13 protein-coding genes, 2 tRNA genes and 1 other RNA gene are annotated in these 13,353 nt (G+C 70.3%); 7 read left to right on the top strand and 9 right to left on the bottom strand.

What is annotated here, in order from left to right:
• Window positions 1-25: 25 nt before the first annotated feature.
• From recR to ffs, 4 genes are all read right to left on the bottom strand, one after another.
• On the bottom strand, window positions 26-622 hold the full coding sequence (recR, locus tag BLQ75_RS19615) for a recombination mediator RecR (protein ID WP_092604138.1): 597 nt from the start codon (window positions 620-622) through the stop codon (window positions 26-28).
• A 10-nt stretch (window positions 623-632) separates the two neighbouring features.
• Entirely contained in the window at window positions 633-965 is a 333-nt protein-coding gene (locus tag BLQ75_RS19610; protein WP_043569393.1) for a YbaB/EbfC family nucleoid-associated protein, read from the bottom strand.
• A gap of 254 nt (window positions 966-1,219) precedes the next feature.
• A complete protein-coding gene (locus tag BLQ75_RS19605; protein WP_092604181.1) occupies window positions 1,220-3,532 on the bottom strand; it encodes a DNA polymerase III subunit gamma and tau in 2,313 nt (770 codons plus the stop codon).
• Between the two features lie 213 nt (window positions 3,533-3,745).
• An RNA gene (gene ffs, locus BLQ75_RS19600) (signal recognition particle sRNA small type) lies at window positions 3,746-3,839 on the bottom strand.
• Window positions 3,840-4,019: 180 nt separating this feature from the next.
• On the opposite strand from ffs, the gene BLQ75_RS19595 reads away from it, so the two are divergent.
• From BLQ75_RS19595 to BLQ75_RS19585, 3 genes are all read left to right on the top strand, one after another.
• A tRNA-Ser gene (locus BLQ75_RS19595) sits at window positions 4,020-4,105 on the top strand.
• A 331-nt stretch (window positions 4,106-4,436) separates the two neighbouring features.
• The gene (locus BLQ75_RS19590) at window positions 4,437-4,940 is read left to right on the top strand and encodes a hypothetical protein (RefSeq protein WP_244515755.1); all 504 of its coding nucleotides are present in this window, start codon (window positions 4,437-4,439) and stop codon (window positions 4,938-4,940) included.
• 14 nt (window positions 4,941-4,954) lie between these two features.
• Window positions 4,955-5,548 carry a hypothetical protein gene (locus BLQ75_RS19585; protein ID WP_211481481.1) on the top strand — a complete coding sequence of 198 codons (594 nt, stop codon included), beginning with the start codon at window positions 4,955-4,957 and terminating at the stop codon, window positions 5,546-5,548.
• 112 nt (window positions 5,549-5,660) lie between these two features.
• Here BLQ75_RS19585 and BLQ75_RS19580 read toward each other — a convergent pair.
• From BLQ75_RS19580 to BLQ75_RS19565, 4 genes are all read right to left on the bottom strand, one after another.
• Window positions 5,661-5,745, bottom strand: a tRNA-Ser gene (locus tag BLQ75_RS19580).
• Window positions 5,746-5,841: 96 nt separating this feature from the next.
• Entirely contained in the window at window positions 5,842-6,087 is a 246-nt protein-coding gene (locus BLQ75_RS19575) for a CsbD family protein (RefSeq protein ID WP_092604137.1), read from the bottom strand.
• A gap of 73 nt (window positions 6,088-6,160) precedes the next feature.
• Window positions 6,161-6,628, bottom strand: coding sequence for a nucleoside deaminase (locus BLQ75_RS19570; protein ID WP_092604178.1), 468 nt, complete (start codon window positions 6,626-6,628; stop codon window positions 6,161-6,163).
• 52 nt (window positions 6,629-6,680) lie between these two features.
• Window positions 6,681-7,163 carry a tRNA adenosine deaminase-associated protein gene (locus BLQ75_RS19565; RefSeq protein ID WP_043570998.1) on the bottom strand — a complete coding sequence of 161 codons (483 nt, stop codon included), beginning with the start codon at window positions 7,161-7,163 and terminating at the stop codon, window positions 6,681-6,683.
• A gap of 140 nt (window positions 7,164-7,303) precedes the next feature.
• On the opposite strand from BLQ75_RS19565, the gene BLQ75_RS19560 reads away from it, so the two are divergent.
• The 4 genes from BLQ75_RS19560 (at window position 7,304) to BLQ75_RS19545 (ending at window position 12,396) form a co-directional block, all read left to right on the top strand.
• Window positions 7,304-8,302: a prephenate dehydrogenase gene (locus BLQ75_RS19560; RefSeq protein WP_092604177.1), complete on the top strand. Its 999-nt coding sequence runs from the start codon at window positions 7,304-7,306 to the stop codon at window positions 8,300-8,302.
• A gap of 219 nt (window positions 8,303-8,521) precedes the next feature.
• Window positions 8,522-9,733 carry a thiolase family protein gene (locus tag BLQ75_RS19555; protein WP_092604136.1) on the top strand — a complete coding sequence of 404 codons (1,212 nt, stop codon included), beginning with the start codon at window positions 8,522-8,524 and terminating at the stop codon, window positions 9,731-9,733.
• A 195-nt stretch (window positions 9,734-9,928) separates the two neighbouring features.
• Entirely contained in the window at window positions 9,929-10,165 is a 237-nt protein-coding gene (locus tag BLQ75_RS19550) for a hypothetical protein (protein ID WP_092604135.1), read from the top strand.
• A gap of 638 nt (window positions 10,166-10,803) precedes the next feature.
• Window positions 10,804-12,396, top strand: coding sequence for a GMC oxidoreductase (locus BLQ75_RS19545; RefSeq protein WP_092604134.1), 1,593 nt, complete (start codon window positions 10,804-10,806; stop codon window positions 12,394-12,396).
• 391 nt (window positions 12,397-12,787) lie between these two features.
• Here the strand turns inward: BLQ75_RS19545 and BLQ75_RS19540 are convergent, their stop codons facing one another.
• The gene (locus tag BLQ75_RS19540; RefSeq protein WP_092604176.1) at window positions 12,788-13,072 is read right to left on the bottom strand and encodes a DUF1540 domain-containing protein; all 285 of its coding nucleotides are present in this window, start codon (window positions 13,070-13,072) and stop codon (window positions 12,788-12,790) included.
• Window positions 13,073-13,353 lie beyond the last annotated feature (281 nt).

The raw sequence follows: 13,353 nt of genomic DNA, 5'->3' as shown, positions 1-13,353 counted from the left end.
CGCGCCTCCCTCGCCGTCTCGGGGATCAAACGGAACGCCTCCCGGACAACGCCCGGCCGAGGGTGAGCTCGTCGGCGAACTCCAGGTCGCCCCCCATGGGCAGGCCGGAAGCGAGCCGCGTGACGCTGAGCCCGGGAAAGTCCTGCAGCAGCCGCACGAGATAGGTGGCCGTGGCCTCCCCCTCGGTGTTGGGGTCCGTGGCGATGATGATCTCGGTTATCTCGTCGGTACCGATCCGGCTGACGAGATCGCGAATGCGCAGCTGGTCGGGCCCGACCCCGGAGAGCGGGTCCAGCGCACCACCGAGCACGTGGTACCTCCCCCGGAACTCGCGGGTCCGCTCGACGGCCAGCACGTCCTTGGGCTCCTCGACCACGCACACCAGCCGCGGATCACGCCTGGTGTCCTGGCAGATCCTGCAGCGCGTCCGCTCGGAGACGTTGCCGCAGACCTCGCAGAAAACCACGCCCTCCTTGACCCGCTGTAACGCGTCCTGCAACCGGGTGACATCGGCGGGCTCGGCGGAGAGCAGGTGGAAAGCGATGCGCTGCGCGCCCTTCGGACCGATGCCCGGCAACCTGCCGAGCTCGTCGATCAGATCCTGGACTGGCCCCTCGTACACGCGAGTACCGTCACATCCCCGGCAGACCGAGTCCGCCCATGTCCATTCCGCCCTGGCCGCCCAGCGCGTTGGTCAACGGACCCATCTTCTCCGCCTGCATCTGCTGCGCCGCGCGGTTGGCGTCCCGCACCGCCGCGACGACCATGTCCGACAGCGTCTCGGTGTCGGTGGGATCGACGACCTTCGGGTCGATGCTCATGGACTGGAGCTCTCCCGCTCCCGTGACCGTGGCCGTGACCATGCCGCCACCCGCGGTGCCGGTCACCTCCGCCTCGGCGAGCTCCTGCTGCGCGGTCATCAGCTGCTGCTGCATCTCCTGCGCCTGCTTCATGATTTCCTGCATGTTCGGTTGCTGGCCACCTGGTTGCACCGTGGCTCCTCTCCCGGTTCGGGCTGGGCTCACCTGTTCGAGCGAGGCGTCTCGTACCGTCCAGCCTAGTCGTCGATCCGTGGCGGCGCGGCCCGCCCGGGGGCTCCCCGTCGGTCGTCGGCGGGACCCACCCCACCCCCCCCGCGACACCCCGGCATGGCACGGGCGGGGAACCCGTCACCGGACGGCGCGCGCCCCGCCCCGAGCTTCCGGGGCGGACGTTCCCGCTAGTCGAGCTTGCGCGCGCCGAGCTCGTTGACCAGCAGTTCGAGCGCCTCGTCCTCCGGATCGCGTTCGAGCGGGCCGTCCCCCGGCGGCGAAGCGGGCGTCGCGGCGCTCGCGGAGCCACCCGGCGCGGACGGACGGGTGAACCGTTCGGCCGCGGCGGGCGGATCGGCAGCCACCGTGTCCTCGACCGGAGCCCCTCGCTCGGAGCCGGCGTCCGGAGTCGACCCACCTCCCACCGCCTCGACGGGACCGGGAACCTCCGGCGTACCGGAGGCCTCGGCGGCGACCGGCTCGGGAGGCCGGGGCGGTTCGGGTTCCGGCGGCACCTCCTCCGCGTCCTCCCACTCCGGCGGCTCGTCCTCCGGTTCCGGCGGAGGTTCCGGCGGCACGGGGGGTTCGGCCTGCTCCGGCCGTGCCGGGGGATCGGACGCCGCCGGGGTTGACTCCACACGGGAGTCCGGCTCCGGTGCGGACCGGTCCTCAGCGGCGGGGGGCTCCGGAGCGGGGGGCCGCCCGGTGGCGGGACCGGAAGGGGGTGCGGGGCGCGGTTCGGCCGCTCCCCCGCCCTGCTCGGGCCGGCTCAGCGGGGATGCGGAGGAACCCGCGGAGCGCTCCTCCCCCTCGACGAGGCACTCCACCTCCCAATCGCCGCCGACGACCGCTCGCATCGCCTCCCGCACGCACTCGATCCGGCGAGCCTGCATGAGCTGCTTGCGCAACCCGCCGGTCGGCATCGACAGCACCAGCCTGTCGTCCCGCAGATCCAGCAGTGAGGCGTTGAGCAGCAGCGCCTGGGTCGGCCGGTTCCGCTCCGCCACGGCGCGCAGCAGGTCGTTCCACACCTGGCGCAGCTCGGCGGCCGGTCTACCACCGCCCGTCGAACCACTGTCGGCGGCTTCGGCGGGAACCCGCTCGCTCACCCCGCTCTCGGCGGGCGGGGCCGGAGGGCGCTCCGCCGCGTCGTCCGCGCGGGAGGGAGCGGAACGTCGCCCGGCCGCGGCCTGGGCGTTCTCTCCTGAAGGGGGTGTCACGTCCCCGTCCCCGGATCGCGTTCCCGCTCGGGGGGCGCTCACCGTGGTCTCCCGCGCCGGTGCTGGGCTCTCCGCGCGGGCGGGCCCACCGGCGCCGGAGGCCGGTTCCGGTGGCGGTGCCACCGTCATGCGCCGCTCGACCCGCTCGATCCGCTGCAGTACCGCCGTCTCGTCGCCGGAGGCGGCGGGCAGCATCATCCGCGAGCACAGTAGCTCCAGCACCAGGCGGGGCGCGGTGGCTCCGCGCATCTCGGACAGCCCGGCGTGCACGATCTCCGCGAACCGGGTGAGCGTGGCCGGGCCGAGCCGCTCGGCCTGTTCGCGCATCCTGGTGATCTCGTCACCGGCGCTCTGGATGAGACCGCGTTCGGCCGCGTCCGGCACCGAGCGCAGCAGCACGAGGTCCCGCAACCGGTCCAGCAGGTCGGAGGCGAACCTGCGCGGGTCGTGCCCGGCCTCGACGACCCGGTCCACGGTGCCGTAGACGGTGGCCGGGTCCCCCTCGGCCAGCGCGTCCACCATGGCGTCGATCAGGGCCACGTCGGTGACCCCGAGCAGGGCCACGGCGCGCTCGTAGGTGATCCCTTCCTCACCGGCTCCGGCGACGAGCTGGTCCAGCACGCTCAACGCGTCGCGGGCGGAACCGCCACCGGCGCTGATCGCCAGCGGGTACACCGCCGGATCGACCCGAACGCCCTCCTCCGCGCAGATCCGTTCCAGCAGTTCGCGCAGCTCCCCCGGCGGGATCAGGCGGAAGGGGTAGTGGTGGGTGCGGGACCTGATCGTGGTCAGCACCTTGTCGGGCTCGGTGGTGGCGAACACGAACACGAGGTGCTCGGGCGGCTCCTCCACGATCTTGAGCAGGGCGTTGAACCCCTGCTGGGTGACCATGTGGGCCTCGTCGATGACGAAGATGCGATAGCGCGACTGCGCCGGGGCGAACACCGCCCGGTCCCGCAGCTCGCGGGCGTCGTCCACACCGCCGTGGCTGGCGGCGTCCATCTCGACCACGTCGACGCTGCCCCCGCCGTCCGGGGCCAGCGCCACGCAGGAGTCGCACTCGCCGCACGGCTCGTCCGTGGGCCCCTGGGCGCAGTTCAGCGAACGCGCGAGGATGCGCGCGCTGGAAGTCTTCCCGCAACCACGCGGTCCGGAGAACAGGTAGGCGTGGTTGATCCGTTGCGCGGCCAGTGCGGTTCGCAGCGGTTGCGTAACGTGTGACTGTCCCACGACCTCGCCGAAGGTCGCCGGCCGATACTTGCGATAGAGCGCGAGCGCCACACCGGCAACGATACGTGCCACCCCCGACGCCCCCGGCATCGGGAGCGACGCGGCTCGACGTGCCCGGGAAGCTCCGCTCCGGAGTGAAAAGAGCGACGGAGTGAGCGAATTCGGAACGCGGAGGCCGCGGGCAGCGCCCTCGCGGGCTCGGTTCCGCAGGGGCGCTCGCCTGCCGCGAGCCCCGCACACCACCGCCGAAAAGGGGCCCGCGAAAAAAGGGGACCCCGCGCACCCGCCAGAGCCCGCTTACCCTTGCTGCCTTCCGGCCCTGGGGGAGTTCACAGGATGACGCCGCACGGAGTCCGCGTTCAGTGTAACCCGCCGCCGCCTCTGGGTACCGGGGGGTGGGGAACCGTCTTCCCGACCAGCCGGGAGAGCGGCCTTCACCCCTACCCGAACCACGCGCCGACCACGGGACTCCTGACGGGCGAACCGTTCCGGAGGGGGGCCGCGAGATCGCTCGACCCCGTCCCGTACACTCTTTCGCGGAGGATTGGCCGAGCGGCCTAAGGCGCACGACTGGAATTCGTGTTGGGTTAACAGCCCTCGCGGGTTCGAATCCCGCATCCTCCGCCGGTCGACGGGCCGGGCGCGAGCGTCGCGCCCGGCCCGTTCTCGTTTCAACGCTTCCCACCGGAACCGTCCCGGGCTCGGACCTCGTCGCCCTCACCGCGTTCCTTCCATCTCGCCCGCCGGGCGATTCACCCGTTCGGCGTCGCTGCTCCGAGTGGAGGCCCCTCGAGACCCCGAACGCGGCAACCGACTGCTCCCGGGAATGCGGCGTTCGCGGGCAATCGCGTCGCGCGTCTGGATCTCCACCCTCTCGGCGGTCGATAGTGCTCGTGCTACCCACTAAACCGATTCCGCCGGTGGCGACCCCAACCGGCGGGAGAGGAGAGCGGAATTGGCAACGACCGAGACTGGAAGCGGCCCGCTCCGAACGCGGAGCGCGGCGGTGGCGCTGGCGGGGCTGGCCGTGGCCGCCGGTCTGACGGCGACCACCGCGGGGGCCGCACAGGCTTCCGATTCGGAGGAGCACTGCGTACTCGACGTCTCCTCCCGCGAGTACACCTGCCACGGAACGCCGGCCGACGCGCGACAGCGCGGTCAACGAATCGCGGACACCACCGGTGAGGTCATCGGTGCCACCGTTTTCGAGGACGTCGACTACGGCGGCTCCTCGCTGACGATCACGGTGCCGGAACCGTGCCCGAAGAACGACAACGTGGACTTCTGGCTCGATCTGGACGACCACTGGCAGAACCGGATCTCCTCGGTCCAGACCTGGTCCACCTGCTGGGTGTGGCTCTACCCGGACTCGGGCGACCGCGCCGGTCCCTACAAGGAGAACCACCCCGACGTGGGCGACCACATCAACGACCGGACCGTGACCGTCGGACTGAGCTGAGTGAGGTCGAGAACATGAGGTTGGGCGATCGACTGGCGATCGGCCTGAGCACCGCCGCGCTGGCGGTGACCGGACTGGTGGCCCCGGCGGGCGCGGCCACGGAGGCCGAGCCCACGGTTCGGCAGCTGCTGGAGCAGTGCGAGAACGGCAACACCGATCTCTGCGAGTTCCACCCTTCGGGGCCGCCGGAGGACTACCGTGGTTCCTACGATCTGGTGGGTGGCGCCACGAACTGCTCCGGGGGAACCTCCACCCGGATCATCAGGTGGGAGTCGACCAGAAGCACCAGCACCAACGTGAGCGTGACCATCAGCGCCAACGCCACTCTGGGCGAGGTGTTCGAGGTCGGCTTCGAGACCAGCTACGAGCGGCAGTGGAGTTGGAGCACCACGAAGTCCGACGAGATCAGGCACGAGCTGGGTCCGGACCAGGCGGTGAACATCTACGCCGCGCCGATGCGGCAGAAGGTCACCGGAACTTACGAGCTGCACTTCGGTGACCCCTACTACGGGCACTACTACTGGTACGTGAACAACGTGACCGTCGACGGGCCGCGCGACAACCCGGCCTGGGAGACCCGGGTGGAGTCGAAACCGGCGAACTGCTGACGGCTCGGCCGGGCCCGTCGCGGACGGCGGTCGCGTCGTGCTCGTGCCGGACGGTCACCACGAAAAAGCGGCGCCGGTTCCTCGAAGGGACCGGCGCCGCTCTCGCCAGACGCGGTAGCGGTGGGATTCGAACCCACGGAGGCTCTCACCTCACGCGATTTCGAGTCGCGCTCCTTAGGCCGCTCGGACACGCTACCGCCAGCAAGCGTAGCGAACGGCCTTCACGAACCCGAAACGGGGGGCGCGACACCGGATTCTCCCCGCGCACCACGGGCGAATCGCCTCAGGAGCGGTCAGCGGCGCTCCTCGCCGCCTTCCCGGTTGCCGCCCTGGTCCCCGCGCAACTTGTCCTTGATGTCCTCGGCCGCTCCGGCCGCACGGTCCTTCAGGTTCTGACCGGTCTCCTTGGCCTCTCCTTCGAGGCGGTCCCGCTTGCCCGCGTCCGCCATGTTCCGGTGGCCGGTCGCGCGGCCCGTCGCTTCCTTGGCCTTGCCCGCGAGCTGCTGGGCCTGGTGCTTGACCTTGTCGAACGTACTCATCGCGACCTCCTGTTGCCGATTGCTCCCGGTGGATACCCGGCAACTCGACCGAACCACCAAATAGTGACTCAAATCACACCCGATGTTCGGCGAAGAAGTCCGCGAGCAAGATGGCGCACTCCCGGTCGAGCACACCACCGACGACCTCGGGGCGGTGGTTGACCCTGTCGTCGCGGACGACGTCCCACAGCGAGCCGACCGCTCCGGTTCGCGGCTCCCAACTGCCGAACACCAGCCTGGAGACCCGCGCGAGCACCAGCGCCCCGGCGCACATCGTGCACGGTTCCACGGTCACGGCCAGGGTGCATCCTCCCAGCCGCCAGCCGTCGCCGTACTCGGCGGCGGCCGCGCGCAGCGCCAGCATCTCGGCGTGGGCGGTGGGATCGTCCAGTTCCTCACGGCGGTTGTGCTCCCTGGCCAGCACCCGGCCGTCGGGAGCTGTCACCACGGCCCCGATCGGCACGTCACCCGCCGCTGTGGCCCCCGGAGCCACGTCCAGGGCGGAGCCGACCAGCTCTCTGTCGCGGGCGGTGGCGATCATCGCGCTCGGCCCGATCGCCACCGCACCGTGTCCTCGTCTCGCTCCCTGTCCACTACAGCCGCTCCAGCACGGCGGTGAACTGATCGCCGAAACCGCAACGCTGTGCGATCATCTCGAGCTGCTCGTCCGGGTAGAGGTCCACCTCCTCGGTGATCAACAGCAGCTCCTCCTCCGGAAGCCCCAGGTCGGACAGCAACGAGAGGTTGCCCTCCGGCCAGATCTCCTCGTCCTCCTCGTCCGGGGGTTCGGTACGCAGCAGGTCCAGCACGTCGGCCGCCACGTCGTAGTCCAGCGCGGCGGCGGCGTCGGACAACGCCAGCTCCACCCCGCCGGGCACCGGGCGCACCAGCACGAAGAACTCGTCATCCACATTGCACATGCCGACCACGGCCCCGCTGGAACGCAGTTCGCGCAGCGCCGTGATGATCGCGTCCAACCCGGTGAGCACCGAACCGTCCAACATGTCACACCGCCACCGTCCGTCCTCGCGAACGGCGGCGACGGCGAACCCCGCGACCTGCTCCTGGAGCGTCATGACGCCACGGTAAAGCGTGCGAACGCCACCCGAAAGCACGATTGCGAACAGCTCACCCACCGGGTCAGTGTTTCGCGTTCCGCGCGTGCGCCCGGTCACCGGCCGAGTGCACGGTGTCGACCGTGGGGCAGGATGAGCGCATGCGAGCCGTGTGTGTGATCGGACTGGGACTGATCGGCGGGTCCGTGCTCCGGGCCGCCGTCCGCTCCGGCAGGCGGAGTTGGGGCGCGACCGCTTCGGAGGAGGACGCCGCGGCCGCCCGGGCGGCGGGCTACGAGGTGCTGCCGAGCACGGAGGAGGCGCTGGACCGCGCGGCCGCGGCGGACGCGCTGGTGGTGATCGCCACCCCCCTGCCCGCGGTCGGCGCCGTGCTGCGGCAGGTGAACCGGCACGCCCCCACGGCGTGGCTGACCGACGTGGTCAGCGTGCAGGAACCCGTGCTGGAGTCCGTGCGGGAGTCAGCTCCGGCCGCGCGCTACGCGGGCGGGCACCCGATGGCGGGCACGGACCGTTCCGGTTGGGACGCCGGGAGCGCCGAGCTGTTCGAGGGAGCGCTCTGGGCCGTGACGATCGACGGGAGTACCGGGCTCGACGCCTGGCGGGAAGCGGCGACGCTGGCGCTGGACTGCGGCGCGCTGGTGGTACCCGCCTCGCCCGCCGAGCACGACGCGGCGGTGGCGCGGATCTCGCACCTTCCGCACGTGCTGGCGGCCGTGCTCGCCTCGGTGGGAGGTGACGGCGGGCCGCTCGCCGTGTCGCTGGCGGCGGGATCGTTCCGGGACGGCACGAGGGTGAGCTCCACCGACCCCGACCTGGTGCGGGCCATGACCGAGGGGAACCGGGCGGCGCTGCTGGACGCGCTCGACGACACCCTGGGACGGCTCGGGGCCGCCCGGGGTTCGCTGGCCTCCACGGGGTCGCTGAACTCCACGCTGCGCTCCGGCTACCTGGCTCGCGCCGGGTTCGAGGCGCGCGGGGAGCACGAGCCGGTTCGCGGGAGCGTTCCGCTCGACGCGGGGCACGCCCTGCGCAGGCTGCGCGAGATCGGGGAGAGCGGCGGACGCGTCGTCTCGCTGCGCGGGGACACGGCGGTGGTGGAACTGCCCCCGGCACCGGAGGAATCCGCCCCGGAGGAGTGAACTTCCGCCTCGTCCCGACCCGCGCCGCGCTCGCCGGACCCCGAGAGCGCTCACCCCGCTCCCCTCATCCGGCCCACCGCGTTCTCGACGCGTTCTCCGTTCCCGAGGCCCCGCGCGGCGCGCCGTCCACGACGAGCGCAGGCGGCCACGGGGCGAATATCCGCCGAACTCACCCGAAAGTGGCAAAGGATGTACCCCCGATTGCGGCATCATGGCCCCATGGCCCGCGCGATGCTGCTCGACGCCAGCCGAACCCCCTTCGGCAGGTACCGGGGCGGACTCTCCGGAATCAGGGTGGACGACCTCGCCGCCATGCCGATCACCGAACTGGTGAAACGGCACACCGACCGGGACGAGCACCCGCTGGACCCCCGGACGATCGACGAGGTGATCTACGGCAACACCAACGGGGCTGGCGAGGAGAACCGCGACGTGGCACGCATGGCGGCGCTGCTGGCCGGCCTGCCGGAGAGCGTGCCCGGTGTGACCGTCAACCGGCTGTGCGGCTCCGGAGGCGAGGCGCTCGTGCAGGCGGGACGCGCGGTGCGGGCGGAGGACGCCGAACTGGTCGTGGCGGGCGGTGTGGAGGGAATGAGCCGAGCCCCCTTCGTGTTGCCGCGCCCCGAACGCGCGCTGCCCGACCGCCTGGAGGCCGTTTCCACCGCGGTGGGCTGGCGCCTCGTCAACCCCAGGATGCGTCCCGAGTGGACAGCCCCGCTGGGGCTGATCACCGAGCGGATCGCCGAGGAACTGGGAATCGGCCGGACCGAGATGGACGAGTACGCGCTGCGCTCGCATCGGCGGGCGGCGGCCGCATGGGACGCGGGGGTGCACGACGGTTTCGTCTTCCCGGTGACGGGGACGGGCGGCACTCTGATACGCGGGGACGAACCGGTGGGGGTCGAGACCGGCATGGCCAGGTTGGCCGAACTCCCCCCGGCGTTCTCGCGGCACGGTTCCGTGACGGTGGGCAACTCCGCTCCGCTCGGCGACGGGGCGGTCGCCGCGCTGATCGGCTCGCGGCGGAAGGCGGAACGGCTGGGCATCGCGCCGCTGGGCGAGCTGGTGGGCGCGGACACCGTGGCCTGCGAACCGCACCGCTTCGTGTTCGCCACCGTTACGGCGATACGCGGACTGCTGGAGCGGCTGGAGCTGGACGCGGCCGAGGTGGACCTCTGGGAGATCAACGAGACGTTCGCCGCACTGGTGCTCTCGGTACTGCGACGACTGCCGGAAGCTCCACACGAGCGTGTGAACGTACACGGTGGCGCACTGGCCTACGGGCACCCGCTGGGCGCCTCCATGTCCCGGGTCGTCGTCGACCTGTGCAGACACCTGAACCACCGTGGCGGCGGCTTCGGCATCGCCGCCACCGGCGTGGGCGTCGGCCAGGCCACCGCGATCGCGGTGCGCGCGAACCCAGAAAAATGAAAAATATTCTATACGGTAGTTTTCCACCGCACCCACCAAGAAGTGACTCGCCGCGAAAGCGATACCACACAATACGGTGATGAAATCGCGTGTCACGCGGCGAAAAGGATCTCACCAGTGTAGAAACGAGGTGTCGGCAGGCCGATGGAGGGCCGCCGGCGGAGATTTCCGAGAATCGAGACGAAAGGCGCTAGCATGCGTTCGTTCACGCGGGCAGTAGTTGTCGGGGCCATGGCCCTTCCGCTGGCCATCGGCGGTGCCGGTATCGCTTCGGCGGACAGCGGGAAGTCGTACCACAAGGACCACGCCGACAAGTGCGTCCACAAGTCCTGCAAGGTCAATGCCCACAAGAAGAAGCAGCTCTGGCTCTGGGGCTGGAAGCACTACCACCTCCAGAACGACCAGAGCATCGTCAACACGGGCATCATGTGACGCGTCGACGAACGCGCTAGCGGGCCCCGCCGCGGCGGGGCCCGCCGCTCGACACGGGACGAGCGCATTCCGGGAGCACTTCTCAGTGAATTTCCCGGGTCAGTGAATCGAACACGAAAATCCGAAGTCACACGTTTCGCGTCCCGCCACGAAACCCCACCGGAAAACACCGAATTCCCCGAGGAAGGCGGCTTCCCGAATCGACGGGACGCCCCACCGAACGTGGGACCGCCTCATCCGGCGGGGCGCCTGCGGTGCACCCAGCGGGAACGAAGCTTGCGCAGCACGAGCACCGCGATCACGAACGAAACCAACTCTCCCCCACGCCGAGGTCGCTCCGATGGCTCCGGGACGGAGAATACCGACCGCGACGGAAACACTACAGCCGGATCACCGACTGCTCCTCTCGGGTGTGGGCCGAGCGGAGCGGTGGACGCCACACCGCTCCTGTCCGTCCTGACCGACCGGTCCACGAACGAGCGATGGGGCTGATCGCCATTCCCAACGCGCACCGGAAGCGGCACTCGGCATTACACCACACGGTCGAGTGACTACAGCTCCGTTCGTTCCAGCGGATACCTTCCACCACCGGGCGAGTTCGCACGATCACCGCCCGGAAACCATCGGGAGGAGAAGGTATGCCTGGGTCACTCGGACGCCGGGAACTGCTCAAGGGCACCGCCGCGACGGCCGCGCTGGGGATGACCACGAGCACGGCCGGGACCGCCTCCGCCGCGCCGACCGTGTCGGAACATCGACGCGCGGTGGTGATCGGCTCCGGGTTCGGCGGCTCGATCGCCGCCCTGCGGTTGGCCCGTGCCGGGGTGCGGGTGCTGATGCTGGAACGCGGCATCCGGTGGCGCACCGGGCCGAACGCGGAGACGTTCCCGCACATGTTCAGCCCCGACCGCCGCGCTTCCTGGCTGACACCGGGACCGGTGCTCACCGGCTCACCACCGAGCGCGTGGTGGCCCTACACCGGGGTTCTGGAGCGGGTGCGCGGTGTGGGGATGGACATCCTCTGTGGCTCCGGGGTGGGTGGCGGCTCGCTGGTCTATCACGGTATGACGATCCAGCCGAGCGCCGAGCACTTCACCCGCTCGATGCCGCGAGGTCTCGACTACGAACGGTTCGACCGGGACTACTACCGCCGGGTCGAGTCGGTGCTGCGTCCGGCGGGCATCCCCGATGACCTGCTGCACGCGCCGGAGTACCGAGCCGTCAAGCAGTTCCACGACCACGTCTCGCGGGCGGGCATGGAGCCGTACCGCGTCCCGCTGCCGATCGACTGGAACTTCGCCCGCCGCGAGCTGCGTGGAGAGATGACGCCCTCCTACACCACGGGGGACGTGCTCTACGGGGTCAACAACGGCGGCAAGCGCAGCGTCGACGTCACCTACCTCGCGGCCGCGGAGGCGACCGGGCGCGTGCGGGTGGCCACGCTGCACGTGGTCCGCGACATCGAGCGCGCCCCGTCCGGCAAGTGGGTCGTGTGGGTCGACCACATCACCACCGACGGCACGGTCCGGGAGCACAAGCGGATCACCACCGACGCGCTGTTCCTCGGCGCCGGTTCAGCGGGGACCACCCGGTTGCTCGTGAAGGCAGGAGCGAAGGGGCTGATCCCGGACCTGCCCGAGGCGGTCGGGACGAACTGGGGCAACAACGGGGACCGGATCTTCTTCTGGACACCGCTGGGGGACAGTCCCGGGCCGCTGCAAGGTGGCCCCGCCTGCATGGGTGTCCGGGACTGGGACAACCCGGACGGCCCGGTGACCGTCGTGCACGGTCCGGTGCCGTTCCCGGTCGACCTGGGCACCACCAGCGTCATCGGTTTCGGGATCGTGCGGCCGCGCGGTGAGTTCCGCTACGACCCGCATCGCGACGACGCCGTGCCGCACTGGAGCCGGACCTACGACGCGGAACTCACCGGCCGGATCCGCGAACGGATACGGAGCATCGTCGGCGGAAGCCTGACGGATCGGCTGACGAACATCACGCTGGATGCCACCGCCTTCGACACCACCACCTTCCACCCGCTCGGCGGCGCCACCATCGGGACGGTGTGCGACACCCACGGCAGAGTGCTCGGCCAGCGCGGGCTCTACGTCACCGACGGAGCACTCATCCCGGGCTCGACGGGTGCCTGCAACCCGTCCATGACCATCGCCGCGCTGGCCGAGCGCAACATGGACGAGATCGTGGCACGGGAGGTCGGGAACGTTTTCTGACCCGCTGCAGCGACTCCCACCCGGTTCAGGAATCTCTTCGGAAGAACTCCCTCGGTTTCCCGGTGCCGGACACCGCCGCGCGAAGGCGAACGACGGAACGGCCGGGGCGATCACCCCGGTTGGGCGCGACACGGGAATTCGGTGGTGTGAACCTGACTCCCCTCGTGGCGGGGGTTCCCGATGTCCCTGAGTCCAGCCGAGCAGTGGACCTCCTCATCGAAACCCGGTGCCCCGGGACGGCGCCGGAGCTTCGCGTCAGGCTCCGAACCGGAACACCGGAAATCTCGACCGGGAGGAGCGCACCGACCGGAGGAATCGATCACGGCTAGGACGAGAACGATTCCACCGACATCCCATCCGTCGCATCGGCCGGTGGGAACCGGTGTGTCGGCTACGCGGGTGCGTAGGTCAGGCAGTCGACGATGTTCTCCTGGTAGCCGACCGTGATTCCGGGAGCCTGGCATTCGAGGTTCACGTTGTGTTCGCAGTCGGACATCTTGCAGGCCCCGACGTGACCGACCGTCCCGGGGTCGCCACCGGGGGAAGCGGCGGTGGTGAAGGTGTCACATCGCGGGTGAGTCGGCTCTCCCACGGTGATCGCGAGTGCGTGGCAGGATTGGTGCTGGTTGTAGGCGCAGTCCGTGGCTACGCACTCGTTCACGATGGGCATTTCCATGATGTCCACCTCCGTTTCGGGAGCCTTCCGGACAGCACGGTCCCACCGAGTCGACCCTTCTTCCAGTCGAAAGCCCGAGCGCTTCACCCGATGGTGTTGTAGTGGTGTCGTTACCCGCGTGGAGACCGAGGAACCACGCCCGGAAATCCTCATCCGTTCGCCGTAGGTCGCGCTCTCGCGCCGGCCGAGCGAAGCAACGCGCCCCGATCGTCGGGCAACCACACGGAGCGCGATCACGCCTTTCACGCGAGTGCCGATGCGCTGAACTCGGTGATGAGGCA

This window comes from Actinopolyspora xinjiangensis, from assembly GCF_900104475.1.
Lineage (GTDB): Bacteria > Actinomycetota > Actinomycetes > Mycobacteriales > Pseudonocardiaceae > Actinopolyspora > Actinopolyspora xinjiangensis.
This window is presented reverse-complemented; position numbering and strand designations above follow the sequence as displayed.